We start from the raw sequence: 24,613 nt of genomic DNA, 5'->3' as shown, positions 1-24,613 counted from the left end.
GGTTCGCGCCAAGAGGCGCGCCCCGGAATGACAGCTGTGCCTACGTATTGAACCTGAAATGCATCACGTCGCCGTCGGCGACGACGTAGTCCTTGCCCTCGAGGCGGAGCTTGCCGGCATCGCGGGCGCCGGCCTCGCCGCCCAGCGCGACGTAGTCGTCAAACGCGATGGTCTCGGCGCGGATGAAGCCCTTCTCGAAGTCGGTGTGGATCACGCCGGCCGCCGCCGGCGCCTTGGTGCCGCGATGGATGGTCCAGGCGCGGGCTTCCTTCGGTCCCACGGTGAAATAGGTGATGAGGTCGAGCAGCGTGTAGCCGGCGCGGATCAGGCGGTCGAGGCCGGCCTCTTCGAGACCGAGCGTCTCCAGGAAGTCGGCGCGCTCCTCGCGCGAGATGGTCGCGATCTCGGATTCGATCTTGGCGGAGATGACAACGGCAACCGCGCCCTCCTTTGCCGCCTGCTCCTGCACCGCCTTGGAGAAGGCGTTGCCGGTGGCGGCCGAGCCTTCCTCGACGTTGCAGACATAGAGCACGGGCTTGGACGACAGCAGGCCGAGCATGCCGAAGGCGCGCTCCTCCTCCGCCTTGCGCTCGACGAGGCGCGCGGGCTTGCCCTCGCGCAGCAGCACCAGGGTGCGGTTGACGAGGTCGAGCTGCTCCTTGGCGTCCTTGTCGTTGCCCTTGGCCTTCTTGGTGAGATTGTCGACGCGCTTTTCGAGGCTGTCGAGATCGGCGAGCATCAGCTCGGTCTCGATGGTCTCGATGTCGGCGAGCGGCGCGATCTTGCCCTCGACATGGGTGATGTCGGAGTCTTCGAAGCAGCGCACCACATGCGCGATCGCGTCGACCTCGCGGATGTTGGCGAGGAACTGGTTGCCGAGGCCTTCACCCTTGGAGGCGCCGCGGACGAGGCCCGCGATGTCGACGAAGGTCAGCCGGGTCGGGATGATCTGTCCCGACTTGGCGATTGCCGCGAGCTTGTCGAGCCTGGGATCAGGCACGGCGACCTCGCCGACATTCGGCTCGATGGTGCAGAACGGATAGTTGGCGGCCTGCGCCGCAGCCGTCTCGGTCAGCGCATTGAACAAGGTCGACTTGCCGACATTTGGCAATCCGACGATCCCGCATTTGAATCCCATGGTGGTCCTGGCCTCCGCGCTCCGCGCGTCAATGTCTTCCGAACTCGTCATGCGCGGGCTTGACCCGCGCATCCCTCATCTTCGAAGGAAGGATCGCCGGATCAAGTCCGGCGATGACAGGTGTTATTCCTTGCCGTTATCGTCCTTGGTCAAAAATCCCTTCGCCTGCATGGCGAGATGGACCCTGTTGGCGAAGGTCGCATCCGTGCCCTTGGCGATCAATGCGGCGTGCTCGGCGACTGCGTCGCAGAGCGTCGCCACCCAGTCATTGTCGGCCTTGGCGAAGTCCGACAGCACGTGGCCGTGCACCAGTTCCTTGACACCGGGATGACCGATGCCGAGCCGCACGCGGCGATAGTCGTTGCCGATATGCGCCGAGATCGAGCGCAGCCCGTTGTGGCCGGCGATGCCGCCGCCGATCTTCACCCGCACCTTGCCCGGCGGCAGTTCGAGCTCGTCGTGGAACACCGTGGTGTCGCCCGGGGCGATCTTGAAGAAGTTCGCCGCGTCCTGAACGCTGCGGCCGGAATCGTTCATGTAGGTCGTGGGCTTGAGCAGGATCACGCGCTCGGATCCGAGCGTGCCTTCCGAGGTCTCGCCCTGAAAACGACGGCGCCATGGTGCGAAACCATGACGCCGCGCGATCTCGTCGACGGCCATGAAGCCGATATTGTGCCGGTTACGTGCGTATTTCGCGCCGGGATTGCCGAGCCCAACAAAGAGTCGCATGACGCGGCGCGCCCCTCAGCTAACGCGCGGTCAGGGACCACGCGCCAGCTCTTTCGAGAGATTACTTCTTCTTGTCGCCGCCGGCGGGAGCCTTGGCAGCCGCGGCAGGTGCAGCAGCGCCCGCAGCCGGAGCCGCAGCGCCAGCCGCCGGAGCAGCCGCAGCAGCGCCAGGAGCGGCAGCCGCAGCCGCGGCCTTCTGCTCTTCGGCGTAGCCGGACGGCGGCACGATGGTAACAAGGGTCGCGTCCTCGCGGGTCAGTGCCTTGACGCCGGCCGGCAGCTTGACGTCGGACAGATGCAAGGAGTGACCGATTTCCAGCGCGCCGACATCGGCCTCGATGTACTGCGGAATGCTCTCGACACCGCATTCGAGCTCGATCGCGTGAGCGACGATGTTGACGGTGCCGCCGCGCTTCACGCCCGGGGACGTTTCCGCCTTCACCACATGCAAGGGCACGCTGATGCGGATGGTGGCGCCTTCGCCGAGCCGCATGAAGTCGACATGGATCGGGAAGTCCTTGACCGGATCGAGGTGATAGTCGCGCGGAATCACGCGGTGCTTCTTGCCCTCGAGATCGATGTCGACCAGCGTGGTCAGGAACCGGCCGGCGAGGATGCGCTGACGCAGTTCGCGATCTTCGATCGAGATCGTCACCGGGGGCTGATTGTTGCCATAGATCACTCCGGGCACTCGCCCGGCGCGACGCTCAGCCCGGGCGGCCCCCTTGCCGCTCTTCGGACGTGCGGTCGCCTTCAATTCCTTGACGGTCGTCGCCATGTCGTTAAGTCCTTGTTTTTGCAAAAGTTAATGGGCCGCAGCGCGGCCCATGGCATAGCTCGCAGCAAGCCTCCAGGGGTGCGGGGGCCGCGAACGTGGCCGGCTTTTAGCCGGAAGATGCGGAAATGACAAGGAGAATGGGCTGATAGCCCCGGGTTCGTACCTTCCCCTGGAGGGGAGGGTCGACTCACATTGAGCGTAGCGAGATGTGAGACGGGGTAGGGTGATCTCTCCCCACGGGCACTATTCGACGCGGAGAGACTGTCACTCCACCCCGCTCGCGCTGCGCGCGATCGCCCCTCCCCCAGGGGAGGGTAAGAGCCCTACCCCCCCAGCTTGGCCTCCAGCGCCGCGATCCGCGCTTTCAGCGCCTCGTTCTCCTCGCGGGCCAGGCGCGCCATGTCCTTGACCGCCTCGAACTCCTCACGCTTGACCAGATCCATGTCGCGCAGGAATTTCTCCGCCTGGCTGCGCATCACCGTGTCGAACTCGCGCTTGACGCCCTGGGCGGCACCGGCGGCATCGTTCATCAGGCGGCCGATCTCGTCGAAAAACCGGTTGTTGGTCTGGGTCATTTCGGCCTCCGATAAACTTTGCGCGAACTCTCGAAAGACAATGGCAATCCGGATCGAACGGTTCAAGAGCCGATCGCCGGTATCCTTGTCATCGACCGGTTTCCTTGCAATCGTATTCAACATCCCTGCATAACAGGAATCAGGCGGCGTCTGCTGGCGCTCGATCGCCGCAATCTCGCTTGGATATAGAAGGCGCGATGCCCTTTCTGCTCATCGACTTCCCGTCCTTCAAGCCGATCGCGTTCGAGATCGGTCCGTTCGCGATCCGCTGGTATGCGCTGGCCTATATCTGCGGCATCGTGTTCGGCTGGCTCTATGCGCGCTCGCTGTTGAAGAACGAGCGCCTGTGGGGCGGCCCTGCGCCGATCTCGCTGCTCCAGGTCGACGATTTCATCCTGTGGGTCACGCTCGGCATCATCCTGGGCGGCCGCACCGGCTACGTGCTGTTCTACAATCTGCCCTTCTTCATCGATCATCCCGCCGCGATCTTCAGATTGTGGGAGGGCGGCATGTCCTTCCATGGCGGCTTCCTCGGCTGTGTCGTCGCGGTGATGTGGTTTGCGTATCGCAATGGCATCCCGATCCTGTCGCTCGGCGACATCACGACCGCGGTTGCGCCGGTCGGGCTGCTGCTCGGGCGGATCGCCAATTTCATCAACGGCGAATTGTGGGGTCGCGCCACCGATGCGAGCCTGCCCTGGGCGATGATCTTCCCCAACGATCCGACGCAGCTGCCGCGTCATCCGAGCCAGCTCTACGAAGCCGGCATGGAAGGCATCCTGCTGTTCACGGTGCTCGCGGTCATGATCCGGCTCGGCGCCCTGAAGCGGCCCGGCATGATCCTCGGCGCCTTCATCCTGATCTACGGTCTGACCCGCATTGCCGGCGAGCATTTCCGCGAACCGGACGCGCAGCTCGGTTTCCTCTGGGGCGGATTAACCATGGGCATGCTGCTGTCGATCCCGATGCTTATCGCAGGCCTCGTACTTATTGTATTGGCAGTCAGGCGCGGTGCGCCGAAGCCCGCAGGGGCCATTCGTTAGTTCTTATCGAGAAAGTACGCCGTGACCGACCAGCCGCTGCTCAACGAGATCAAGGCGCTGATCAAATCCTCAGGCCCCATGCCGGTCTGGCGGTTCATGGAACTGTGCCTGATGCATCCGCACCATGGCTATTACCTCTCGCGCGATCCGCTCGGGCGCGAGGGCGACTTCACGACCGCGCCCGAGGTCAGCCAGATGTTCGGTGAGCTCCTCGGCTTGTGGACAGCCTCGGTGTGGAAGCAGATGGGCTCGCCGCAATCCTTGCGGCTGATCGAGCTTGGGCCGGGCCGCGGCACCATGATGGCGGACGCGCTGCGCGCGCTCCGCGTGCTGCCGCCGCTGTACCAGGCGCTTCATATCCACATGGTCGAGGTCAATCCGGTCCTGCGCGAACGGCAGGCTGCGACGCTGTCCGCCGTCCGTAACATCACCTGGCACGACAGCATCGACGACGTGCCGGAGGGCCCATCCGTCATCCTCGCCAACGAATATTTCGACGTGCTGCCGATCCACCAGATGGTCCGCCGCGAGACCGGCTGGCATGAGCGCGTGATCGAGATCGACGACAATGGAAAACTTCAATTCGGCGCAGCGCCGGAGCCGACGCCGCGCTTCGACGTGCTGCTGCCGCCCCTGGTGCGCGCTGCTCCCATCGGCGCCGTGTTCGAGTGGCGGCCTGACGGCGAGATCATGAAGCTCGCCACGCGCGTGCGCGACCAGGACGGCGCGGCGCTGATCATCGACTACGGCCACCTCCGCAGCGATGCCGGCGACACCTTCCAGGCGATTGCACGCCACACCTTCGCCGATCCCTTGAAGGCGCCGGGCCAGGCCGACGTCACCGCCCATGTCGACTTCCAGGCGCTGGCGCGCGCGGCCGAGGATGTCGGCGCCCGCGTGCACGGGCCGGTGACGCAAGGCGACTTCCTCAAGCGCATCGGCATCGACACGAGGGCTGCCGCCCTGATGCAGAAGGCAACGCCGGAAGTGGCCACCGACATTTCGATCGCCCTCAAGCGGCTGACGGACACAGGACGCAGCGGCATGGGCGCGATGTTCAAGGTGCTCGGCATTTCCGAGCCGCGGCTGACAGGCATTGCCGGCCTCAGCGATCTCGAACAGGCCGGAGGCAATTGATGACGATCACTTCCTCGCTGCTGGCGGCGGTGCCCGCCCTGCGCCACGCGTTCTTCACCCGCGAAGGCGGCGTGTCCAGCGGCATCTATTCCGCGCTGAACGGCGGGCTCGGCTCCAACGACGACCAGGGCCTTGTCGCGGAAAACCGCCGCCGCATGGCCGAACATGTCGGCGTCGCAGCCGACCGGTTGGTCAGCCTGCACCAGATCCACTCGCCCGACGTGCTCGTTGCCGAAGCTCCGTGGCCGAGCGGACCGCGGCCGAAAGGCGATGCGCTGGTGACGAAAACGCCCGGCATTGCGCTCGGCGTCTCCACCGCCGATTGCGGACCGGTGCTGTTCGTCGATCCCAATGCGCGCGTGATCGGCGGCGCGCATGCCGGCTGGAAGGGCGCGCTGACCGGCGTGCTGGAGGCGACGATCTCGGCGATGGAGAAGCTCGGCGCCACGCGCGGCGGCATCATCGCCGCAATCGGTCCGCTGATTCGCCAGGACAGCTACGAGGTCGGCAATGAGTTCGTGGCGCGCTTCATCGAGGCGGATGCGGACAACGCCGTGTTCTTCATCCCGTCAGTGCGCGAGGGACATGCGATGTTCGATCTCGCCGGCTTCATCCGCAAGCGCCTGGACGCCGCCGGCATCCTCATGATCGACGACCTCGGTCTCGACACCTACGCCGACGAACGCTTCTTCAGCTATCGCCGCTCGGTGCATCGCAAGGAGCCGGATTACGGCCGCCACGTCCACGCCATCGCGCTGGAGGCGTGAACGCAAGGGCAACACACTGTGTCATTCCGGAGCGTCGTAGCGATGGCAGTGGTCTGTGTCGCTGCTGCCCTAGACCTTAATCGATTTTAACGATATCGCTGCCCTCCATAATGAGGGACGCGTCATTCATCCTGGGCCGTGCGGGTTCGCGCGTGCTGGCGGTGCTGCTGCTGGCCGCGGCGACCGCGCTTGGTGGCTGCGCCGGCGGCGGCGGCAGTGCCGCCAATTCCTATGCGATGGCGCCGAGCGCCGGCAGCGGGGCCACGGTCGCGTTCGAATCGATCGACGGCCCACCGCCACAGGTGTTCGACCGCATGGTCGGCGTGCTCGACAGCGAATCCAAGCTGCGCAGCCTGTCCGTCGTCTCCCGCGAGGGGACGGCTGCCTATCGCGTGCGCAGCTACCTCTCCGCCCAGGTGGTGCGCGGCAAGACCGTGATCGCCTGGGTCTGGGACGTCTACGACGCCAACCAGCAGCGCGCGCTGCGCCTCTCCGGTGAGGAACCGACCTCGGCCAGGGCTGGTCGCGACGCGACACGTGATGCTTGGGCGGCCGCCGACGACCTCGTGCTGCGGAAGATCGCCCAGGCCGGATTCAGCGGACTTTCCAACATGATCAACGGGGCGCCGGATGCCCCGAGCACCGCTCCTGGCCTGCGGGGACCTGCCGTGGCGAGCGTCGCTCCAGCCGCGCCCACGGCTGAGATGCCGGCCTCGGCGCTCGGCTATGCCGAGCGATAACCCCCGCTAAACCACGGCCTCAAGTTGCGGCCAAGCCGTTGGCCCGACTCGGGATTTTCAAAGGGAAAACGTCGCATCCCGGGTTGCCATTGCAGCCTCTCGCCTGATATTTCCTCGCCCGTCGTAACCGTGCTTCCAGTGGGATCTGAGATGTTGAACGTCGTATCCAGCAAAGCGCGGGAGGAAGCGTCCATGTCGGCCAAAAACGGCTCTATCAAGCTCGTCGCCGGCAACTCCAACCCGGCTCTCGCCCAGGCCATCGCACAGGGCCTCGATCTGCCGCTGACCAAGGCGGTGGTCCGGCGCTTCGCCGACATGGAGATCTTCGTCGAGATCCAGGAGAACGTCCGCGGCTCGGATGCCTTCATCATCCAGTCGACCTCGTTCCCGGCGAACGACCATCTGATGGAATTGCTGATCATCACCGACGCGCTGCGCCGCTCTTCGGCGCGCCGCATCACCGCGGTGCTGCCCTATTTCGGCTACGCCCGGCAGGATCGCAAATCCGGCTCGCGCACGCCGATCTCGGCCAAGCTCGTCGCCAATCTGATCACGCAGGCCGGCGTCGACCGCGTCATGACGCTCGACCTGCATGCCGGCCAGATCCAGGGCTTCTTCGATATCCCGACCGACAATCTCTACGCGGCGCCGCTGATGGTGCGCGACATCAAGGAGAAGTTCGATCTCTCCAAGGTGATGGTGATCTCGCCCGACGTCGGCGGCGTGGCGCGTGCGCGCGGCCTCGCCAAGCGCATCAACACCCCGCTTGCGATCGTCGACAAGCGCCGTGAGCGCCCGGGCGAATCCGAGGTCATGAACGTGATCGGCGACGTCTCCGGCCACACCTGCATCCTGATCGACGACATCGTCGATTCCGGCGGCACGCTGGTGAACGCGGCCGATGCGCTGATCGCCAAGGGCGCCAAGGACGTCTACGCCTACATCACCCACGGTGTGCTCTCCGGCGGCGCGGCCGCCCGTATCGCCGGCTCGAAGCTGAAAGAGCTCGTCATCACCGACTCGATCCTGCCGACGGAAGCCGTGACCAAGGCGCCGAACATCCGCACGCTGCCGATCGCCAGCCTGATCTCGGATGCGATCGCGCGCACCGCGGCGGAAGAGTCGGTGTCGAGCCTGTTCGACTGACACTGTCATTCCGGGGCGGCGCGTTCGCGCCGAACCCGGAATCCATCTTGCAGCAGTCCGTGTTGATCAATGGACTCCGGGCTCGCGCTACGCGCGCCCCGGAATGACCACGACTCCCCCACGATTCCCGCCGCGACCTGGCCGCGCAGACGCTCCAGACCCAGCAGCGTCTCGGCACAGGCGGCCGCGACCTCGATGCCCTTGATGGCGAAGTGCTTGCGGAAGAAGTCGTAATGCACCTCGGTCTCGTGGAATTGCTGCGGCGTCAGCACGGCCGAGAACACCGGCACCTCGGTGCGCAGTTGCACGTCCATCAGCGCCTTGATCACGGTGTCGGCGACGAACTCGTGGCGGTAGATGCCGCCGTCGACGACGAGGCCGGCCGCGACGATCGCGGTGTAGCGCCGCGTCTTGGCGAGGACCTGCGCGTGCAGCGGGATCTCGAACGAGCCCGGCACCTCGAACACGTCGACATGGGTGAGGTGACGCAGCTCGGCCTCCTTCAGGAAGGCGATGCGGGCCTCCTCGACCACGTCGCGATGCCAGCAGGCCTGCACGAAGGCGACCCGCTGCGGCTTGGCGAAGCGCGGATGGTCGGGCGAGGCCCCTGGCGGAACCGGCGGCGGGGAGACTTCAGTTTGGACCTGGGGATCTTGCAACATCTGATTCATGGCTTTCCTCGGTTTAAGGACCAGAATCAGGGCACACGGAACGACAAACAGCCGCACCTTGCGATGCGTCTGTCACCGACCGTTCTCTTTCATCCGGACTTTAACCGTCGGCTTCGGAATTGCACCGAATCTGCTGACCCTTCCGTTCGGGATAACCCTCACGGAAGGCGCTCGCGGGCTTAGGCCTGTCGGCCCTTACCGCCGGTGGGGACTTTCACCCCGCCCTGAGAACATCGGCCGCCCGGGATGAACGGCCTGCCTGGAAATATGACGCCGCCGGGCAGTCGCGGCAAGCGCGTTCCGCATGGGGAATACGCATGGTCCCATGCCGCCATGGCGATCCGGCCCTCGCTGGGCGGAATTAACAATTGGTGCCCTTTGCGAGTCCGATTCCGGTTTGTTCTCCGCGTTAAGAATTGTGGCGGAGATGAGCTGTGGACGAACGAGTCCTGGCTTGTGGACGGACTCGGGACCCCGTTGCGCAGATTCCGCAAATCACATCACTTGATCCGCGAAAGGCCCGCGCTGATCCGAGGGATCGCAACAGCGAATCCGAGGAGATTGCAAAGGCGATTCCGAGGGGACGCCGTAGCGACGTTTAGGGAGCGCGCGCCGGGCCCAACCGCGTGCGTATCAAGGACAACAAGAAGGCAAGAGGTCGAGACGGCATGTCCCTGCTCGAAGGCACTATCGATTCCAGAAGCCATCCGCTCGCGGTGGTCGAGGACATCGCTGCCAGCAACAACTGGCCGTTCGAACGCTCCGGCGAAGACGAACTCACGATTGTCTCGAAGGGACAATGGACCGACTACCAGCTCTCCTTCACCTGGATGGGCGAGATCGAGGCGCTGCATCTGGCCTGCGCGTTCGACATGAAGATTCCGCTCGCGCGCCGCGGCGAAGTGCAGCGGCTCGTCGCAGCCGTCAACGAGCAGCTGTGGGTCGGTCATTTCGATTTGTGGACCAACACCGGCATGGTGATGCACCGCCAGGCCCTGGTGCTGCCGGGCGGGTTGACCGCCTCGACCGCGCAATGCGAGGCCATGCTCGCCGGCGCCATCCACGCCTGCGAGCGCTATTTCCCGGCCTTCCAGTTCGTGGTGTGGGCCGGCAAGACCACCGCGCAGGCCATGGACGCCGCGATGTTCGATACGGTCGGAGAGGCGTAGGGTCTCTCACGCTGTAATAGAGCCGACGCTCGCTCCCCACGTCATCCCGGACAAGAGCGCCCAAAACGCGCGCAGATCCGGGATCCATACCGCGTGATTTCGCTCGTGGCACGCGGCTTGTTGCCGACATCCCGATCCACTAGAACCGCCTGTGGTTATGGATCCCCGCCTTCGCGGGGATGACGCCTGAGTGTGTGGCAACGGCGATGGCAAACAATCCTCTCCAAAACATCACCGGCACCATTCTCCTCGCCGGCGCCGGCAAGATGGGCGGCGCGATGCTGACCGGATGGCTTTCGGGCGGGCTCGATCCGCGCCGCGTCGCGGTGGTCGATCCGCATCTCTCGCCCGAGATCACCGCGCTGGCCGCCAGGGGCGTCGCGCTCAATCCCGATGTGGCGACGGCCGGCCAGGTCGCGACGCTGGTCGTCGCGGTGAAGCCGCAGATGTTCCGCGAGGCCGGCGCCAGGCTGAAGCAATTCGTCTCGGACAAGACCTCGGTGGTGTCGATCATGGCGGGAACCACGATCGCCTCGCTTGAAGAGGTCTGCGGCGGAGCCGTGGTGCGCGCGATGCCGAACACGCCGGCAGCGATCGGCCGCGGCATCACCGTGGCCGTTGCGGCGAACAACGTCAGCCCCGCGCAGCGCGCGGTGGCCGATGCGCTGCTGCGCGCCACCGGCTCGGTCGAATGGGTCGAGGATGAAAGCCTGTTGGACGCGGTGACCGCCGTCTCCGGCTCAGGGCCGGCCTATGTGTTCCTGCTCGCCGAGGAGCTGGCGCGGGCCGGCGTCGAAGCGGGCCTGCCCGAGGCGCTGGCGACGAAGCTTGCGCGCGAGACGGTCGCAGGCTCCGGCGAGCTGCTGCACCAGTCGGAGCTTCCCTCCGCCACGCTGCGCCAGAACGTCACCTCGCCCGGCGGCACCACCGCCGCCGCGCTCGGCGTGTTGATGGGCGAGCCCGGCCTGCGCGATCTCATGATCCGCGCGATCGCCGCGGCCACGCAGCGGTCGAAGGAATTGGCGAAGTAACAGGTGTCGTAGAGCCTGAGATCGCGGCTATGCCCCTAGCCGCTTGTTGAACATCTCGACATTGACGAGACCGCGGGCGTGGCGCCCCTCACCGAGCTTGCGCGTGCCCTCGAAGGCCTCGACCTCGAAGCGGATGACGCGGCGCTCGACCGCGACGACCCTCGCGGTGGTCCGCACCGTCGCGCCGACCAAGGCGGCTGCGAGATGGCGGATATCGACCTCGGTGCCGACGGTGACCCAGCCCGGCTGGAGCGCGGCGCGGATCGCATCGCCCGCGGTCATCTCCATCTCCAGGATCATCATCGGCGTCGCATAGACAAAAGGCATGCCGGGCACGAAATGCCCGACCGTGCGCTCCGTGGGGACCACCAACGTGCGCTCGGCGCTCATGCCGATCGTGATGAACTCGCGTGCGTCCATGGTGCTTGCTCGTTGTCGTCCCGGACAAGCGAAGCGCAGATCCGGGACCCATAACCACAGGATCGACTTTGGCGAAGACTCGGAGTTGCCAGTTCGCTCCATAACCACACGCTGGGTTATGGATCTCCGCTTTCGCGGGGACGACACTGGTGATCGGCGCTACAGCGTCGGCTATTTCTTCGCAGCCGCCGCGCGCTCAACAAACGTCTTGCCGCCCTTCATCTTGTGGCGGAGCGGGGCTTCGTTGATCTGGATGACGACGGCATCGGCATCGACGCCGAGATTCTTCACCAGCGCCTGGGTGATGTCGCGCATCATGCCGGCCTTCTGCTCGTCGGTGCGGCCTTCGGCCATGCTGATGGTGATCTCAGGCATCGTCGTCTCCCTGTTGCTGTCGTCATGGCCGGGCTCTTCCCGGTCATTCATGATGGAGCGCATCAAACAAGACGTGGATGCCCGGGACAAGCCCGGGCATGACGTCATGTGCGAATGGCTAGCCCCAGCTCACGTCATGGCGGGCCAGGACCTCGCGTACTTTCGCGACGAGATCGGCTTCGCTGCACGAGAACTGCGCCGGCCGGCTCTCGCGCCATTCCTGGTTGGACGCAATCGCGGCCGCCGCCTTGGCGCCTTCGATCAGGTCCTTCACCTGCACCTCGCCGCGCGCCTTTTCATCCGAGCCCTGGATGATGACGCAAGGTGAGTTGCGGCGGTCGGCATATTTGAGCTGATTGCCCATGTTCTTGGGATTGCCGAGATAGAGCTCGGCGCGGATGCCGGCGGTGCGCAGGGACGCCACCATCTTCTGGTAGTCGGCGACGCGATCGCGGTCGAACACGGTGACGACGACGGGGCCGAATTCCGGCCTGGTGTCGAGCTTGCCGAGCAAGGTGAGCGCAGCCTGCAGCCGCGACACGCCGATCGAGAATCCGGTTGCCGGCACCGGCTCGCCGCGGAAGCGCGAGACCAGACCGTCATAGCGGCCACCGCCGCCGACCGAGCCGAAGCGCACCGGTCGGCCCTTCTCGTCCTTGGTCTCGAGCAGCAGTTCGACCTCGTACACGGGGCCGGTGTAATATTCGAGGCCGCGCACGACGGAGGGATCGATCTTGATACGGTCGGCACCATAACCCGATGCGGTGACCAGCTTGGCAATCTCTTCCAGCTCGCTCACGCCGGCCTGACCGACCTGGCTCTTGGCAAGATAAGCCTCTGCGGCGGCAATGGCGTCTTTCCAATCCTCCCGCGGCTTGGTGATGGCGAGAACGACGTCGGCCTCGGCTGCGCTCAGATTGGCGCCTTTCGTAAAATCGCCCTTGCCTTCTTCGCCGCCATCCCATCGTCCGGGCCCGAGCAGCTTGCGCACCTCGTCGGCGGAGAACTTGTCGAGCTTGTCGATGGCGCGCAGCACGATCAGCCGCCGTGCAGCGTTCTCGTCGCCGCCGAGCCCGATGGCTTCCAGCACGCCGTCGAGCACCTTACGGTTGTTCACCTTCACCACATACTGGCCGCGCTGGATGCCCAGCGCTTCCATCGTGTCGGCCGCCATCATGCAGATCTCGGCATCCGCCGCCGGCGTCGCCGAGCCGACCGTGTCGGCATCGAACTGCATGAACTGGCGGAAGCGGCCGGGACCGGGCTTCTCGTTGCGGAACACGTAGCCGACGCGATAGCTGCGATAGGGCAGGACCAGTGCGTCGCTGCCATAGCGTTCGCCGACATAGCGGGCAAGCGGCGCGGTCAAATCGTAGCGCAAGCTGATCCACTGCTCGTCGTCGTCCTGGAACGAGAACACGCCCTCGTTCGGACGATCCTGATCGGGCAGGAACTTGCCGAGCGCGTCGGTATATTCCATCGCCGGCGTCTCCACCGGCTCGAAGCCGTAGAGCTCGTAGACAGCGCGGATCTTCTCGACCATCTCGCGCGTCGCCCGGATCGCGGCGGGATCGCGATCCTCGAGCCCGCGCGGCAGGCGCGCCTTCAGCTTCTGGGGTTTTTTAGCCTTGTCTTTCATGACGGCGTTAAATCCGATGTACGCCGCGGCAACCCGGGCGGTGTACCCTCTCCCCTTGTGGGAGAGGGTGGCTTCGCGTTAGCGAAGCCGGGTGAGGGGTTCTCTCCGCGCACTCATCTCTACATCCGGGCGCGTGGGAGAGAACCCCTCATCCGGCGCTTCGCGCCACCTTCTCCCACAAGGGGAGAAGGGAAGAAAGAGCCCAGAATCAGCTCCGACGCTGATCAAAACACCTTGCGGATCCAGTTGTGCGGGTCGTTGGTGCGGCCGTACTGGATGTCGACGAGCTGCTTGCGCAGGCCCATGGCGACGGGGCCGGCGGCGCCGCCGGAGATCTCGAAATCGCCGCTCACCGAACGCACCTTGCCGATCGGCGAGATCACGGCGGCAGTGCCGCAGGCGAAGGCTTCCTTCAGCTTGCCGCTCGCCGCATCCTTGCGCCATTGATCGAGCGAATAGGGTTCTTCGCGCACCGTCTTCCCCGCGTCGCGGGCAAGCGTGATGATGGAGTCGCGGGTGATGCCCGGCAAAATCGTGCCGAGCGGCGGCGTCGACAGCGAGCCGTCGTCGAACACGAAGAACACGTTCATGCCACCGAGCTCCTCGATGTAGCGGCGCTCCACCGCGTCGAGGAAGACGACCTGATCGCAGCCATGCTGGATCGCCTCGGCCTGGGCCCGCAGGCTCGCCGCATAATTGCCGCCGCATTTGACGGCGCCGGTGCCGCCGATCGCCGCGCGGGTGTAGTTCTCCGACACCCAGATCGAGACCGGGGCAGGACCGCCCTTGAAATAGGAGCCGACCGGCGAGGCGATCACCGCAAAAATGTACTCGGACGACGGCTTGACGCCGAGGAAGGTCTCGCTCGCGATCATGAAGGGCCGCAGGTAGAGGCTGCCCTCGCCACCCGGCATCCAGGCACGGTCGATGCGCACGACCTGCTCGACCGCCTCGATGAAGACGTCTTCGGGCAGCTGCGCCATGGCCATGCGATCCGCCGAGTCCCTGAAACGCCGCGCATTGGCGTCGGGGCGGAACAGGTTCACGCCGCCGTCGTCGCGCTTGTAGGCCTTCAGACCCTCGAAGATCTCCTGCGCGTAGTGCAGGACGGCCCCGGCCGGATCCATCTGGAAGTTGGCGCGTGCCTCGATCTTCGCCTCGTACCAGCCGCCCTTGGCCTGGTTGTAGCGGACGATCGCCATGTGATCGGTGAAGACCCGTCCGAAGCCGGGGTCCACCAGTTTGGCGACCCGGTCCTTCTCGGGGGTCGGATTGGATGCGGGCTGGATGTCGAATTTCATACTCATGTCCTTGCCTCCCGCTGCCGATGGCGGCGCTGTTCTGGCGCCGGCCTGCCCTTCCGGGCCCGGCTGGCTTGATTGGTTTCAGGCCGGACCACCGTCAGCCTTGTTACGGCCGGTTTCCCGTGGCCAGCATGCCGTCGAGGACATGCTTTTGCGGAAGGCGGAAGTCCAGTATGTTTTGCCGAAATGCCGCTCGACAATCGCACGGTAGATCTGATCCGGCCGTCGTCGCCTGTCCGGCCCCTTCCGCCGTCCCTGCTTCGACGCTGCCCGCCGCGAAACGATCTAAAATTTCGTGCGGGCCGATCGTTTTGTAACATTGAACCCAAGATACGTCAATATGCCTGACATAAATTTCGCGAGTCCCGCCCAAGACGCCGCCGAGCCGCGGCCGGCCGCAGGCGATGGAGGCAATTTGCGCTGGGATATCATCGAGCTGCTGTTCTTCGCCTATCGTGATTTCGTCGGCGATCCGGACCAGGAGCTGGAGGCTTTCGGCTTCGGCCGGGCCCATCACCGGGTCATGCACTTCGTCTATCGTTATCCCGGCCTCAAGGTCGCCGATCTGCTCGACGTCCTGCGCATCACAAAACAGTCGCTCGGCCGCGTGCTCAAGCAGCTTCTCGACGAGGGCTACATCGTGCAGAAGACCGGCGACAACGACCGCCGCCAGCGCCTGCTCTACGCGACGCCGAAAGGTGAGGCGCTGGTGCAGAAGCTCGCAGGTCTGCAGACCACGCGGATCACCAGGGCGCTCGCCGAGATGGCTCCGCAGGATGCCGAGACCGTCAAGCGCTTCCTGCGCGCGATGATCGACCGGGACGATCCGGACAAGGTGCTCGAGACGATCTTCGCTTCCGTCAACCACGACGCCAAGGAGTGATTGTGCCGCTCGCTGCCACTCTCGCCCGCCCGCCGGCACGCCCGGCCGACGACGCGCCGCATCTGCTGCTCGTCGACGATGACCGCCGCATCCGCGATCTGCTCTCGCGCTTCCTCGCCAGCGAGGGCTATCGCGTCACCACAGCTGCGAGCGCCGGCGATGCACGATCGAAATTGCTCGGTCTGCATTTCGACCTCTTGATCCTCGACGTGATGATGCCCGGCGAGACCGGCTTCGATCTCGCCCGCTTCATCCGGACCTCCTCCTCGGTGCCGATCGTGATGCTGACGGCGCGGCACGAGGCGGAGGCCCGCATCGAGGGCCTGCAAATCGGCGCCGACGATTACGTGGCAAAGCCGTTCGAGCCGCGCGAGCTGGCGCTGCGCATCAACAACATCCTGAAGCGCGCCGCCCCGCCGCCGCAAGCCACGACGATCGAGAAGATCGCCTTCGGTCCCTATGTCTATCATCTCGATCGCGGCGAATTGCGCCAGGGTGAGGAGGTCATCCATCTCACCGACCGCGAGCGCGAGATGCTGCGCATTCTCTCGGAAACGCCGGGCGAGACCGTGCCGCGCAGCGCGCTGACCGGCAATGGCAGCGTCAACGAGCGCGCCGTCGACGTGCAGATCAACCGCCTCAGGCGCAAGATCGAGACCGATCCCGCCAATCCGCTGTTCCTCCAGGCGGTGCGCGGTATCGGCTACCGGCTGGGTGCCTCGCCATAAATTGAAGCGCGCCAGATGAGCACGATCGATACCGGCCTGACGCTTTTGAAGAGCGCTGCCGGCCGCGTCTCGGCCGCTAATGGCTGGATGGGCAACGCGTTCAAGGGCTGGATGCCGACCGGCCTCTACGCCCGCGCGCTCCTCATCATGATCGTGCCGATGGTGGTGCTGCAATCGGTCGTCGCCTTCGTGTTCATGGAGCGGCACTGGAACACGGTGACGCGCCGATTGTCCGCCGCGGTGGTGCAGGACATCGCCGCGCTGATCGACGTCTACAAGGGCTATCCGCAGGACCGGGATCGCGACCAGATCCGCCGCATCGCGCAGCAGCGCCTCGGCCTCGTCGTGGATTTCCTGCCCGCCGGCGACATGCCGCCGCCGGGGCCAAAACCGTTCTTCTCGCTGCTCGACCAGACGCTGTCGGTGCAGCTCGGGCGCCAGATCGGACGCTCGTTCTGGATCGACACCGTCGGCCGCTCCAATCTCGTCGAGATCCGCATCCAGCTCGACGATGCCGTAATGCGCGTGTTCGCGCAGCGCAGCGCCGCCTATGCCTCCAACTCGGAGATCTTCCTGTTCTGGATGGTCGGCACGTCCTCGATCCTTTTGATCGTCGCGGTGCTGTTCCTGCGCAACCAGATCAAGCCGATCCTGCGCCTTGCCGACGCCGCGGAGAGTTTCGGCAAGGGCCGCGAGGCACCGAATTTCCGGCCGCGCGGCGCGCGCGAGGTGCGGCGCGCGGCGGTCGCCTTCCTCGAAATGAAGTCGCGCATCGAGCGCACGATGGAGCAGCGCACCGCGATGCTCGCCGGCGTCAGCCACGATCTGCGCACCATCCTGACCCGCTTCAAGCTCGAGCTGGCGCTGATCGGCGACAGCCCGGAGCTCGACGGGATGCGCAAGGACGTCGACGAGATGTCGATGATGCTGGAGGATTACCTTGCCTTCGCGCGCGGCGATTCCGGCGAGCAGTCGCAGCCGACCGACATGGCACAGGCGCTCGAGGAGCTGCGCAGCGACGCCGAGCGCCATGGCCACACCGCGACCGTTGCCTTCCACGGCCTGCCCGTGGTGACGGTGAAGCCGGCCTCGTTCAAGCGCTGCCTGGCCAACCTCGTCACCAACGCGGCGCGCTACGGCAAGAGCATCGCCATCAGCGGCCAGCGCGATCACCGTTATTTGACCGTGACGGTCGACGACGACGGCCCCGGCATTCCCACGCATTTGCGCGAAGAGGTGTTAAAGCCGTTCCTGCGGCTGGACAACGCCCGCAACCAGGACGAAGGCGGCACCGGCCTCGGCCTTGCCATCGCCCGCGACATCGCCCGCTCGCATGGCGGCGACATCACGCTGGGTGACAGCCCGATGGGGGGATTGAGGGCGAGCGTGCGGATTCCGGTGTAGGTCGCTTAGTTCACCTCTCTCCGTAAGACGGAGCGAGGGAGCACACCGGCATTCGCCCCTACTTCGGCAAGAGCGCCTTCAGCTTGTCCATGTCGCGCACATTCATCTTGAAGCCGCCGGGCATTACGATGTCGCCAGGCTTCTGGTCCGGCTTGCAGGCGCCAAGCCATTTGGCTTGCAGCGTCATATTGGTATCGCGCCCCGCAGCGCCAGCGACGCCGCCTTGTGCGTGCGAGGAGGTCTTCACCGTGTAGGCCGAGTTGAAATCGCCCGTGATCTCGGCATGCGACGTCGTGTTCACGCCGGCGACGCTGCACTCGGAATCGCTGACATAGCCGGTCGCCGTCTTCTTGATTTCCTGCTTGGCGCAGATCTGCTTCGCCATCGGGGAGACGTTGTTGCTCATCTCCTTGTCGACGGTCTCGTCGGTGCAGTGCTGCATGGTCATCTCGGGCACGGGCGAGCCTGATGTGACCAGCTTCATCTCCCAAAGACCGGCCTTGCGCACCGGCAGATCGTCGGCGCTAGCGCCGCCCGCCGACACCACGAGGCAAAGCATCGAGCCGAGCAAAGCGAGTTTGCGCGTCATGCGAGAAGCTCCCGGCAGAGATCGCGGCGTTACGGCAACGCCTCAGTAAAGCGTGCGGATCGGCTGATCGGCGGCGCCATAAGGCACCCAGCGGCAGGAGAACGAGATGTAGCCGCCCTCATAGGCCTGTACGCCGAGGAATTTGACCACCTTGCCATAGCGCGCGCAGTGGTCGACCGCGACCTGGCGTGCGTCGACCTGGGTGGCCATCGAATAGGCGATGATACCGCCAGTGTCATTGCCTTTGAACGGCGGCACGATGTCGGCGCGCGCCGACTGGCTCGCCGTCATACCCGAGACAACCAGGCTGGCGAGAAGACCCGCGGCCGCAATGATTCGCATTCCCGTCACTCCAATTGGCTGGCCGCCAGTTTACGGTGCGGTGATCGCCGTGAAAAGAACGGAAATCCTGCCGGCTGTGACGTTGTGGTCAACTCCTGGCGAAGTGTTGCCGCGCTGCACTTGACCTCCCCCGGCCTTCGCGGCACCGTCCAACCTTCGCAAGACCTTAGCTGTCCGGATTGACCATGCGCGCCCCCTCCCCGAAATCGCTCCGCTTCGCCGCCCTACTCGGCCTCATGTTCGGAGCATTGTCGCTCGGCGAGGCCAAGGCGGCCAATCCGCTCGAGCTGAATTTCTGGCTGAGCGGACCGCGTTATGACGGCAACGTCGCCAATTGCGACTGGGCTCTGCCGAGGATCGTGCACGAGTTCGCCGAAAAGGAATACACGTTCTGGAATTCCTCGTTGAAGATCACCGGCTTCTCGGCCGTCCGCGAGACCGCGTTCCGGCCCTGGCAGTCCGACAACATTCCGCGCCGCTATTGCACCGGCGAGGCCATGCTGACTGACGGCAAGGTGCGCAAGGTGCACTTCTCGATCATCGAGGATGGCGGGTTTGCCAGTTATGGCAACGGCGTCGAATGGTGCGTGGTCGGGCTCGACCGCAACTGGGCCTACAATCCGGCCTGCCGCGCCGCCAAGCCCTGACTCGAAGAGCCTGATTCGGGGTCGGTCAGCGGCCAAATGGCCGACGCCTGAATTTTGTTCTTGAAATGTTCTTGTCGCCTGCTAGGCTTCCTGCACAGTCTAGTTGAGAGGCGTCGCCATGTTTCATTCCAGATTGCATTCGTTTTCTCGCCTGGTGATCTCGCTGGCCCTTTCCCTGATCCTGGCCGCGGGCCTGGCCTCGTTCGCCGGCGACGCGAAGGCGCAGGACAAGCGGCAGAACACGCCCGGCGAGTTCGATTTCTATGTGCTGTCGCTGTCGTGGTCGCCCTCGTTTTGCGAGGAGGCGGCCGAGCGCGGCGGCCGCTCCCAGATCCAGTGCGGCGGACGGCCCTATGCCTTCGTGGTGCATGGGCTGTGGCCGCAATATGAGAACGGCTTCCCGGAATATTGCCAGCGGCCCGCACCGCGGCTGAACCGCAGCATCGTCTCCTCGATGCTTGATCTGATGCCGGCGCCGGGGCTGATCTTCAACGAGTGGGACAAGCACGGCACCTGCGCTGGGCTGACCGATCGCAGCTATTTCGAGACGATCCGCAAAGCGCGCGCGGCGATCAAGATACCGGCCGAATATCTCGATTTGTCGCAGACTAAGACGGTGGCGCCGGCCGAGGTCGAGGAAGCCTTCATCAAGGCCAATCCGGGGCTGAGCAGCACCGCCGTCTCGGTCACCTGCAACCGGACCAGGCTCTCCGAGGTCCGCATCTGCCTCAGCAAGGACCTGCAATTCCGCGCCTGCGACGAGATCGAACGCCGCGCCTGCCGCCGCGATCAGGTGACCATGCCGCCGATCAGGGGCGGTTAGCGTTCGTCATTCCAGGGCGCGCGGAAAGCGCGAACCCACAAATCCATCGCCACAAGCAATGCCGACCAATGGATTCCGGGCTCGGTGCTGCGCACCGCCCGGGAATGACGGGAGTTACTTTCATCGCGCGATGTCGTAACTCTCCGCCATGAACTACCGCCACGCTTTCCACGCCGGCAACTTCGCCGATGTCATCAAGCACATCGTGCTGGCGCGCATCATCACCTATCTGCAGGAGAAGCCTGGGGCGTTCCGCGTCATCGACACCCATGCCGGGGCCGGCCTCTACGACCTCGACAGCGACGAAGCGCGCCGGAGCGGCGAATGGCTGACGGGCATCGCGCGGCTGATGCAAGCGCGCCTGTCGAACGAGAGCGCGGCGCTGACCAAGCCCTATCTCGACATCGTCCGCGCCTTCAATCCGAAGGGCGAGCTCAGGGCCTATCCGGGCTCGCCGTTGATCGCGCGCGGCCTGCTGCGGCCGCAGGACCGGCTCGTCGCCTGCGAGCTCGAGCCGAAGGCGCGAAAGGCCCTGATCGACGTGCTGCGCCGCGACGAACAGGCCCGCGTGGTCGATATCGACGGCTGGGTGGCGCTGCCGGCCTTCGTGCCGCCAAAAGAGCGGCGCGGCCTCGTGCTGATCGATCCGCCGTTCGAGGCCAAGGACGAGTTCGAGCGGCTGAGCGAGGCCTTCTCCACCGCCTTCGCCAAATGGCCCACCGGTATCTATGTCATCTGGTATCCGGCCAAGAACCGGCGTGCCACCGATACGCTGGCCCAAACGGTCGCCCGGCTCGCAGCTGCAGCAAAACCACCCGGAAAATGTCTGCGCCTCGAGTTCAGCGTCGCGCCCCAGCTCGACGGCGGGGCCCTCGCCTCGACCGGGCTCCTGATCGTCAATCCGCCCTACACGCTGCAGGGCGAGCTCAAGACGATCCTGCCTGAGCTGGAAATACCGCTCGGCCAGGGTGGCGCTGCCAGATTCCGATTGGAGGTCCCCAAGCCCTGAAGAGAGGCCGTAACACTCCGGCATTCTTGGGAAAAATATGCAGGAGCGGTAGTCAATCTGCAGAGAACCGTATTATGCTGGTTTCGTGACTGGCTTTACGTTCCGCTTCCGCGAATGGTTGCGGCGGAGTGAAGGCCTAAGAAAGATCCGGCCGGACCGCCAGCGGTCCGCCCAAGGATGGCCAGCTCCCGGGCTTCGTAACGTCCGGTCATGTCGCGACGTGAGTCTGCGTCGCGGCGGAGGAGCAATGAGGGGGAGTTTCCCGATGGCCATGACGGGAACGGTTAAGTTTTTCAACGGCGAACGCGGCTACGGTTTCATCAAGCCTGACGACGGCGGCCGCGACGTGTTCGTGCACATTACTGCTGTGGAGCGGGCCGGACTGAAGGACCTCGCGGAAGGGCAGCGCATTACTTTCGAAGTCGAGCCGGACAAGAAGGGGAAGGGACCGAAGGCGGTTAACCTGGTCATCCTCTCCTAGCGGGCCTGACGCAAAACATTCGGCGCAATACTCGGCGCAAAAGATACTTGGCAAAAAAATCCCGGCCGCGAGCGGCCGGGAGGTTGTGGTCCGGTATTTTCTTCTTCAGCTATCAGAAGTGATAGTTCACGCCCGCGCGAACAACGCTGGCGCTATAGCCGTTTGACACGCCCGTGATTGCGAACTGACTCGTCGACAGATCGATGTAGAGATACTCGAGCTTGGCGCTCCAGTTCGGAGCCAGGCCGACTTCCGCACCGGCGCCGATGGTCCAGCCGGCGGTGGTGTGCGATTCCGCCCAGCCGAAGGTCTGCCCACGCAGTTCGCCAAAGGCGAGGCCGGCGGTGCCGTAGAACATCACGTTGCTGAAGGCGTAGCCGGCGCGGCCGCGCAGGGTGCCGAACCAGGGATTGGAGAATTTCCACGGCGCGAAGGTATCGTCGGCGCCAGTGGCCTGGATGTCGCCCTCGACGCCAAACACCCATGGGCCGTTCTGGAAATTGTAGCCGGCCTGCACGCCGCCGACGAAGCCCGACGGCTTCGCGGGATTGTTGTCGACCGAGCCCCATTCGTAGCCAATGTTGCCGCCGAGATAGGGACCGGCCCAGCTATACGCATTGAGCGGCTGGTTGACGGTATAGGGCGCACGCTGCCCGTAATTGAGATCGGCGGCCTCTGCCGAAGCTGTCCAGCCGGCTGCAACCAGCGCGGCCGCGCCCACAACGAGCCTCTTCATCACACACTCCAACGCAACTGCCGTCACCGGATGCGGCGCCGCGCCGCCGCGCGAGGCAAAGCCGCATGGTGAAGGAACCACCACTCTTTCGCGTAGGATTTATCGAGAGTTTTAAGTTAAAGGGCTGTTAAGCTGGGTTACCGCGCGCTTAACAGACTTAAGGAAGCGTTACCGGGAACTGCGCCGCCGTCCTGTGCGTGCCGCACAGCGGGAACTTCAAATCGGCACCCCCAGCGCCTAAATTCGCCCCATGGTTCACGATTCCACCGACAATCCGGACGACCGCGCGCGCAAATCGCCGCGGGCTGCCGCGAGCGACACGCCGCCCGACCTCGATCCCGCCACGACCGGGGGCGACGACGAGGACGAGGCGCGGCTGCCCGATATCCTCGAAGAGAGCGGCGCCGTCGGCGAGGAGCCGCTGGCAACCGGCCACGAGGCGATCGAACGCGCGGTTCGGCTCGCCCCGACCTCGCCCGGCGTCTATCGCATGCTCAGTGCGAATGCCGACGTGCTCTATGTCGGCAAGGCCAAAAACGTCAAAAAGCGCCTCTCCAGCTACGCGCGGCAAAGCGCGCCGCTGCCCGCCCGCATCCTGCGCATGATCGCCGCCACCGTGACCGTGGAGATCGTCTCGACCAACACCGAGACCGAGGCGCTGCTGCTGGAAGCCAACCTGATCAAGCAGCTGCGGCCGCGCTTCAACGTGCAGCTGCGCGACGACAAGTCGTTTCCCTATATCCTGATCACCGGCGACCATTGGGCGCCGCAAATCCTGAAACATCGCGGTGCGCAGAGCCGGCCCGGACGCTATTTCGGTCCGTTCGCCTCCGCCGGCGCGGTCAACCGCACCATCACAGCGCTGCAGCGCGCATTCCTGATCCGCTCCTGCACCGATTCCTTCTTCGAGAGCCGCACCCGGCCCTGCCTGCTCTACCAGATCCGCCGCTGCGCCGGCCCCTGCACCCGCGAGATCGATTTCGGCGGCTACACGACGCTGGTGCGCGAGGCGAGCGACTTCCTGTCCGGCAAGAGCCATGCGGTGAAGCAGGAGCTTGCCGGCGAGATGGAGAAGGCGGCCGGCGAGCTCGAGTTCGAGCGCGCCGCGCTGTACCGCGACCGCCTCGCCGCGCTGTCGGCGATCCAGTCGCAGCAGGGCATCAATCCGCGCACAGTCGAGGAAGCCGACGTGTTCGCCATCCATCAGGAGGGCGGCTTCTCCTGCGTCGAGGTGTTCTTCTTCCGCACCGGCCAGAACTGGGGCAACCGCGCTTATTTTCCGCGCGCGGAGAAGACATTCACCCCGGAGGAGGTGCTCGGCTCCTTCCTCGCCCAGTTCTACGACGACAAGCCGCCGCCGAGGAACATCCTGCTCTCGCACGAGATCGAGGAGAGCGAGCTGCTCGCCAATGCGCTGGCGATCAAGGCCGGCCACAAGGTCGAGGTCACCGCGCCCAAGCGCGGCGAGAAGAAGGAGCTGGTCGCCCACGCGCTGACCAATGCGCGTGAGGCCCTCGGCCGCAAGCTCGCCGACACCGCCACCCAAAGCCGCCTGCTCGAGGCCATGGCCGCGACGCTGAGCCTGCCGCATCCGCCCAAGCGCATCGAGGTCTACGACAACAGCCACATCCAGGGCACCAACGCAGTCGGCGCCATGATCGTCGCCGGCCCCGACGGCTTCGTGAAGAACCAGTACCGCAAGTTCAACATCAAGTCGGAAGGGATCACGCCCGGCGACGACTTCGCCATGATGCGCGAGGTGCTGGAGCGCCGCTTCAAGCGCCTGATCAACCCGCCCGAGGATTCCGGCACCAAGGCCAAGGACGACGATTTCCCGCAATGGCCCGACCTCGTCATCATCGACGGCGGCCGCGGCCAGCTCAACGCCGTCCGCGAGATCTTCGCAAATCTCGGCCTGACCCAGGTCTCGCTGATGTCGGTCGCCAAGGGACCGGACCGGGATGCCGGCCGCGAGACCCTGTTCATGCCGGAACGCGAGGCCATCAAGCTGGAGCCGCGTGACCCCGTGCTCTATTTCATCCAGCGCCTGCGCGACGAGGCCCACCGCTTCGTCATCGGCTCGCACCGCAAGCTGCGCAAGAAGGACATCCGCGAGGCCGGTTTGCAGGAGATTCCGGGCATCGGCCCGTCGCGCAAACGTGCCCTGCTGCATCATTTCGGGACCCTGAAGGAGATCGAACGCGCCTCGATCGCCGATCTCGGTAAGGTTCCGGGGGTGAGTGCCGAAAGCGCCCGCAGGATTTTCGAGTATTTCCATCCCCAGCCGGGGTGAACTAAGGGGGGGCCGT

General features: G+C 65.1%; 26 protein-coding genes, 1 pseudogene and 1 riboswitch. Of the genes and pseudogenes, 15 read left to right on the top strand and 12 right to left on the bottom strand.

Features of this window, described 5'->3' with window-relative positions:
• Positions 1-40 precede the first annotated feature (40 nt).
• From ychF to X268_RS03380, 4 genes are all read right to left on the bottom strand, one after another.
• On the bottom strand, positions 41-1,138 hold the full coding sequence (gene ychF, locus X268_RS03395) for a redox-regulated ATPase YchF (protein WP_128923615.1): 1,098 nt from the start codon (positions 1,136-1,138) through the stop codon (positions 41-43).
• A gap of 123 nt (positions 1,139-1,261) precedes the next feature.
• Entirely contained in the window at positions 1,262-1,867 is a 606-nt protein-coding gene (gene pth / locus X268_RS03390) for an aminoacyl-tRNA hydrolase (RefSeq protein ID WP_128923614.1), read from the bottom strand.
• A gap of 61 nt (positions 1,868-1,928) precedes the next feature.
• Positions 1,929-2,645, bottom strand: a complete 717-nt coding sequence (locus tag X268_RS03385) for a 50S ribosomal protein L25/general stress protein Ctc (protein ID WP_028134400.1) — start codon at positions 2,643-2,645, stop codon at positions 1,929-1,931.
• A gap of 323 nt (positions 2,646-2,968) precedes the next feature.
• Complete coding sequence (locus X268_RS03380; protein ID WP_128923613.1) at positions 2,969-3,220, bottom strand: accessory factor UbiK family protein; 252 nt, start codon at positions 3,218-3,220, stop codon at positions 2,969-2,971.
• A gap of 197 nt (positions 3,221-3,417) precedes the next feature.
• On the opposite strand from X268_RS03380, the gene lgt reads away from it, so the two are divergent.
• From lgt to X268_RS03355, 5 genes are all read left to right on the top strand, one after another.
• Entirely contained in the window at positions 3,418-4,263 is an 846-nt protein-coding gene (gene lgt / locus X268_RS03375) for a prolipoprotein diacylglyceryl transferase (protein WP_128923612.1), read from the top strand.
• Positions 4,264-4,284: 21 nt separating this feature from the next.
• Positions 4,285-5,400, top strand: a complete 1,116-nt coding sequence (locus X268_RS03370; RefSeq protein ID WP_128923611.1) for a class I SAM-dependent methyltransferase — start codon at positions 4,285-4,287, stop codon at positions 5,398-5,400.
• The gene (gene pgeF / locus X268_RS03365) at positions 5,400-6,167 is read left to right on the top strand and encodes a peptidoglycan editing factor PgeF (protein WP_128923610.1); all 768 of its coding nucleotides are present in this window, start codon (positions 5,400-5,402) and stop codon (positions 6,165-6,167) included. The genes X268_RS03370 and pgeF overlap by 1 nt, the downstream gene beginning before the upstream one ends.
• 110 nt (positions 6,168-6,277) lie before the next feature.
• On the top strand, positions 6,278-6,907 hold the full coding sequence (locus tag X268_RS03360; protein ID WP_128923609.1) for a hypothetical protein: 630 nt from the start codon (positions 6,278-6,280) through the stop codon (positions 6,905-6,907).
• A 192-nt stretch (positions 6,908-7,099) separates the two neighbouring features.
• Positions 7,100-8,053 carry a ribose-phosphate pyrophosphokinase gene (locus X268_RS03355; protein WP_164937503.1) on the top strand — a complete coding sequence of 318 codons (954 nt, stop codon included), beginning with the start codon at positions 7,100-7,102 and terminating at the stop codon, positions 8,051-8,053.
• Between the two features lie 119 nt (positions 8,054-8,172).
• Here the strand turns inward: X268_RS03355 and X268_RS03350 are convergent.
• Positions 8,173-8,724: pseudogene (locus X268_RS03350) on the bottom strand (6,7-dimethyl-8-ribityllumazine synthase); the annotation flags it as partial.
• A 77-nt stretch (positions 8,725-8,801) separates the two neighbouring features.
• Positions 8,802-8,960: riboswitch (FMN riboswitch) on the bottom strand.
• 432 nt (positions 8,961-9,392) lie between these two features.
• Here X268_RS03350 and X268_RS03345 point away from each other — a divergent pair.
• Positions 9,393-9,893: a type III secretion system chaperone family protein gene (locus tag X268_RS03345; RefSeq protein ID WP_128923607.1), complete on the top strand. Its 501-nt coding sequence runs from the start codon at positions 9,393-9,395 to the stop codon at positions 9,891-9,893.
• Between the two features lie 206 nt (positions 9,894-10,099).
• Positions 10,100-10,924 (top strand): pyrroline-5-carboxylate reductase, encoded by an 825-nt coding sequence (gene proC, locus X268_RS03340; RefSeq protein WP_128923606.1) that lies wholly within the window; start codon positions 10,100-10,102, stop codon positions 10,922-10,924.
• A gap of 27 nt (positions 10,925-10,951) precedes the next feature.
• Here proC and X268_RS03335 read toward each other — a convergent pair whose 3' ends face one another.
• The 4 genes from X268_RS03335 to X268_RS03320 all read right to left on the bottom strand — a co-directional run bounded on the left by X268_RS03335 (position 10,952) and on the right by X268_RS03320 (position 14,665).
• Positions 10,952-11,344, bottom strand: coding sequence for a thioesterase family protein (locus tag X268_RS03335; RefSeq protein WP_128923605.1), 393 nt, complete (start codon positions 11,342-11,344; stop codon positions 10,952-10,954).
• Between the two features lie 171 nt (positions 11,345-11,515).
• Positions 11,516-11,770 carry a tautomerase family protein gene (locus tag X268_RS03330; RefSeq protein WP_283818283.1) on the bottom strand — a complete coding sequence of 85 codons (255 nt, stop codon included), beginning with the start codon at positions 11,768-11,770 and terminating at the stop codon, positions 11,516-11,518.
• A 67-nt stretch (positions 11,771-11,837) separates the two neighbouring features.
• Entirely contained in the window at positions 11,838-13,358 is a 1,521-nt protein-coding gene (hisS, locus tag X268_RS03325) for a histidine--tRNA ligase (RefSeq protein ID WP_128923604.1), read from the bottom strand.
• A 224-nt stretch (positions 13,359-13,582) separates the two neighbouring features.
• Entirely contained in the window at positions 13,583-14,665 is a 1,083-nt protein-coding gene (locus X268_RS03320) for a branched-chain amino acid aminotransferase (protein ID WP_128923603.1), read from the bottom strand.
• Between the two features lie 337 nt (positions 14,666-15,002).
• On the opposite strand from X268_RS03320, the gene X268_RS03315 reads away from it, so the two are divergent.
• From X268_RS03315 to X268_RS03305, 3 genes are read left to right on the top strand one after another with little or no spacing between them, the layout of a single operon-like run.
• Complete coding sequence (locus tag X268_RS03315) at positions 15,003-15,545, top strand: MarR family winged helix-turn-helix transcriptional regulator (RefSeq protein ID WP_208764419.1); 543 nt, start codon at positions 15,003-15,005, stop codon at positions 15,543-15,545.
• Positions 15,542-16,273, top strand: coding sequence for a response regulator (locus tag X268_RS03310; RefSeq protein WP_128923601.1), 732 nt, complete (start codon positions 15,542-15,544; stop codon positions 16,271-16,273). Before X268_RS03315 ends, X268_RS03310 begins: the two co-directional genes overlap by 4 nt.
• Before the next feature lie 15 nt (positions 16,274-16,288).
• On the top strand, positions 16,289-17,677 hold the full coding sequence (locus X268_RS03305) for an ATP-binding protein (RefSeq protein WP_128923600.1): 1,389 nt from the start codon (positions 16,289-16,291) through the stop codon (positions 17,675-17,677).
• 58 nt (positions 17,678-17,735) lie between these two features.
• Here X268_RS03305 and X268_RS03300 read toward each other — a convergent pair whose 3' ends face one another.
• Positions 17,736-18,266: a DUF3617 domain-containing protein gene (locus X268_RS03300; protein WP_128923599.1), complete on the bottom strand. Its 531-nt coding sequence runs from the start codon at positions 18,264-18,266 to the stop codon at positions 17,736-17,738.
• Between the two features lie 42 nt (positions 18,267-18,308).
• The gene (locus tag X268_RS03295) at positions 18,309-18,608 is read right to left on the bottom strand and encodes a hypothetical protein (protein ID WP_128923598.1); all 300 of its coding nucleotides are present in this window, start codon (positions 18,606-18,608) and stop codon (positions 18,309-18,311) included.
• A gap of 185 nt (positions 18,609-18,793) precedes the next feature.
• Here X268_RS03295 and X268_RS03290 point away from each other — a divergent pair, with 185 nt between their 5' ends.
• From X268_RS03290 to X268_RS03275, 4 genes are all read left to right on the top strand, one after another.
• The gene (locus X268_RS03290; RefSeq protein ID WP_128923597.1) at positions 18,794-19,255 is read left to right on the top strand and encodes a hypothetical protein; all 462 of its coding nucleotides are present in this window, start codon (positions 18,794-18,796) and stop codon (positions 19,253-19,255) included.
• A gap of 118 nt (positions 19,256-19,373) precedes the next feature.
• Positions 19,374-20,078 carry a ribonuclease T2 family protein gene (locus tag X268_RS03285; RefSeq protein WP_128923596.1) on the top strand — a complete coding sequence of 235 codons (705 nt, stop codon included), beginning with the start codon at positions 19,374-19,376 and terminating at the stop codon, positions 20,076-20,078.
• Positions 20,079-20,226: 148 nt separating this feature from the next.
• The gene (locus X268_RS03280) at positions 20,227-21,087 is read left to right on the top strand and encodes a 23S rRNA (adenine(2030)-N(6))-methyltransferase RlmJ (protein ID WP_128923595.1); all 861 of its coding nucleotides are present in this window, start codon (positions 20,227-20,229) and stop codon (positions 21,085-21,087) included.
• A gap of 265 nt (positions 21,088-21,352) precedes the next feature.
• Complete coding sequence (locus X268_RS03275) at positions 21,353-21,568, top strand: cold-shock protein (protein ID WP_008544396.1); 216 nt, start codon at positions 21,353-21,355, stop codon at positions 21,566-21,568.
• 112 nt (positions 21,569-21,680) lie between these two features.
• On the opposite strand, the gene X268_RS03270 is transcribed toward X268_RS03275, so the two are convergent.
• Positions 21,681-22,304: an outer membrane protein gene (locus tag X268_RS03270; protein ID WP_164937502.1), complete on the bottom strand. Its 624-nt coding sequence runs from the start codon at positions 22,302-22,304 to the stop codon at positions 21,681-21,683.
• A gap of 250 nt (positions 22,305-22,554) precedes the next feature.
• Between X268_RS03270 and uvrC the strand changes: the two genes are divergently transcribed.
• Positions 22,555-24,597, top strand: a complete 2,043-nt coding sequence (gene uvrC, locus X268_RS03265; protein WP_128923594.1) for an excinuclease ABC subunit UvrC — start codon at positions 22,555-22,557, stop codon at positions 24,595-24,597.
• Positions 24,598-24,613 lie beyond the last annotated feature (16 nt).

Source organism: Bradyrhizobium guangxiense (assembly GCF_004114915.1).
In the GTDB taxonomy this organism is placed as follows: Bacteria; Pseudomonadota; Alphaproteobacteria; order Rhizobiales; family Xanthobacteraceae; genus Bradyrhizobium; species Bradyrhizobium guangxiense.
The sequence above is the reverse complement of the archived record's forward strand: the minus strand, read 5'-3'. Positions and strand labels throughout refer to the sequence as shown.

Coding starts and splice junctions, on each gene's coding strand:
- pth (WP_128923614.1), bottom strand. CDS start 1,867: ATGCGACTCTTTGTTGGGCTCGGCAATCCCGGCGCGAAATACGCACGT.
- hisS (WP_128923604.1), bottom strand. CDS start 13,358: ATGAAAGACAAGGCTAAAAAACCCCAGAAGCTGAAGGCGCGCCTGCCG.
- X268_RS03285 (WP_128923596.1), top strand. CDS start 19,374: ATGTTTCATTCCAGATTGCATTCGTTTTCTCGCCTGGTGATCTCGCTG.
- X268_RS03330 (WP_283818283.1), bottom strand. CDS start 11,770: ATGAATGACCGGGAAGAGCCCGGCCATGACGACAGCAACAGGGAGACG.
- X268_RS03305 (WP_128923600.1), top strand. CDS start 16,289: ATGAGCACGATCGATACCGGCCTGACGCTTTTGAAGAGCGCTGCCGGC.
- X268_RS03315 (WP_208764419.1), top strand. CDS start 15,003: ATGCCTGACATAAATTTCGCGAGTCCCGCCCAAGACGCCGCCGAGCCG.
- X268_RS03355 (WP_164937503.1), top strand. CDS start 7,100: ATGTCGGCCAAAAACGGCTCTATCAAGCTCGTCGCCGGCAACTCCAAC.
- X268_RS03290 (WP_128923597.1), top strand. CDS start 18,794: ATGCGCGCCCCCTCCCCGAAATCGCTCCGCTTCGCCGCCCTACTCGGC.
- X268_RS03320 (WP_128923603.1), bottom strand. CDS start 14,665: ATGAGTATGAAATTCGACATCCAGCCCGCATCCAATCCGACCCCCGAG.
- uvrC (WP_128923594.1), top strand. CDS start 22,555: ATGGTTCACGATTCCACCGACAATCCGGACGACCGCGCGCGCAAATCG.
- pgeF (WP_128923610.1), top strand. CDS start 5,400: ATGACGATCACTTCCTCGCTGCTGGCGGCGGTGCCCGCCCTGCGCCAC.
- proC (WP_128923606.1), top strand. CDS start 10,100: ATGGCAAACAATCCTCTCCAAAACATCACCGGCACCATTCTCCTCGCC.
- X268_RS03275 (WP_008544396.1), top strand. CDS start 21,353: ATGGCCATGACGGGAACGGTTAAGTTTTTCAACGGCGAACGCGGCTAC.
- lgt (WP_128923612.1), top strand. CDS start 3,418: ATGCCCTTTCTGCTCATCGACTTCCCGTCCTTCAAGCCGATCGCGTTC.
- X268_RS03360 (WP_128923609.1), top strand. CDS start 6,278: ATGAGGGACGCGTCATTCATCCTGGGCCGTGCGGGTTCGCGCGTGCTG.
- X268_RS03270 (WP_164937502.1), bottom strand. CDS start 22,304: ATGAAGAGGCTCGTTGTGGGCGCGGCCGCGCTGGTTGCAGCCGGCTGG.
- X268_RS03300 (WP_128923599.1), bottom strand. CDS start 18,266: ATGACGCGCAAACTCGCTTTGCTCGGCTCGATGCTTTGCCTCGTGGTG.
- X268_RS03380 (WP_128923613.1), bottom strand. CDS start 3,220: ATGACCCAGACCAACAACCGGTTTTTCGACGAGATCGGCCGCCTGATG.
- X268_RS03335 (WP_128923605.1), bottom strand. CDS start 11,344: ATGGACGCACGCGAGTTCATCACGATCGGCATGAGCGCCGAGCGCACG.
- X268_RS03345 (WP_128923607.1), top strand. CDS start 9,393: ATGTCCCTGCTCGAAGGCACTATCGATTCCAGAAGCCATCCGCTCGCG.
- X268_RS03385 (WP_028134400.1), bottom strand. CDS start 2,645: ATGGCGACGACCGTCAAGGAATTGAAGGCGACCGCACGTCCGAAGAGC.
- X268_RS03295 (WP_128923598.1), bottom strand. CDS start 18,608: ATGCGAATCATTGCGGCCGCGGGTCTTCTCGCCAGCCTGGTTGTCTCG.
- X268_RS03280 (WP_128923595.1), top strand. CDS start 20,227: ATGAACTACCGCCACGCTTTCCACGCCGGCAACTTCGCCGATGTCATC.
- ychF (WP_128923615.1), bottom strand. CDS start 1,138: ATGGGATTCAAATGCGGGATCGTCGGATTGCCAAATGTCGGCAAGTCG.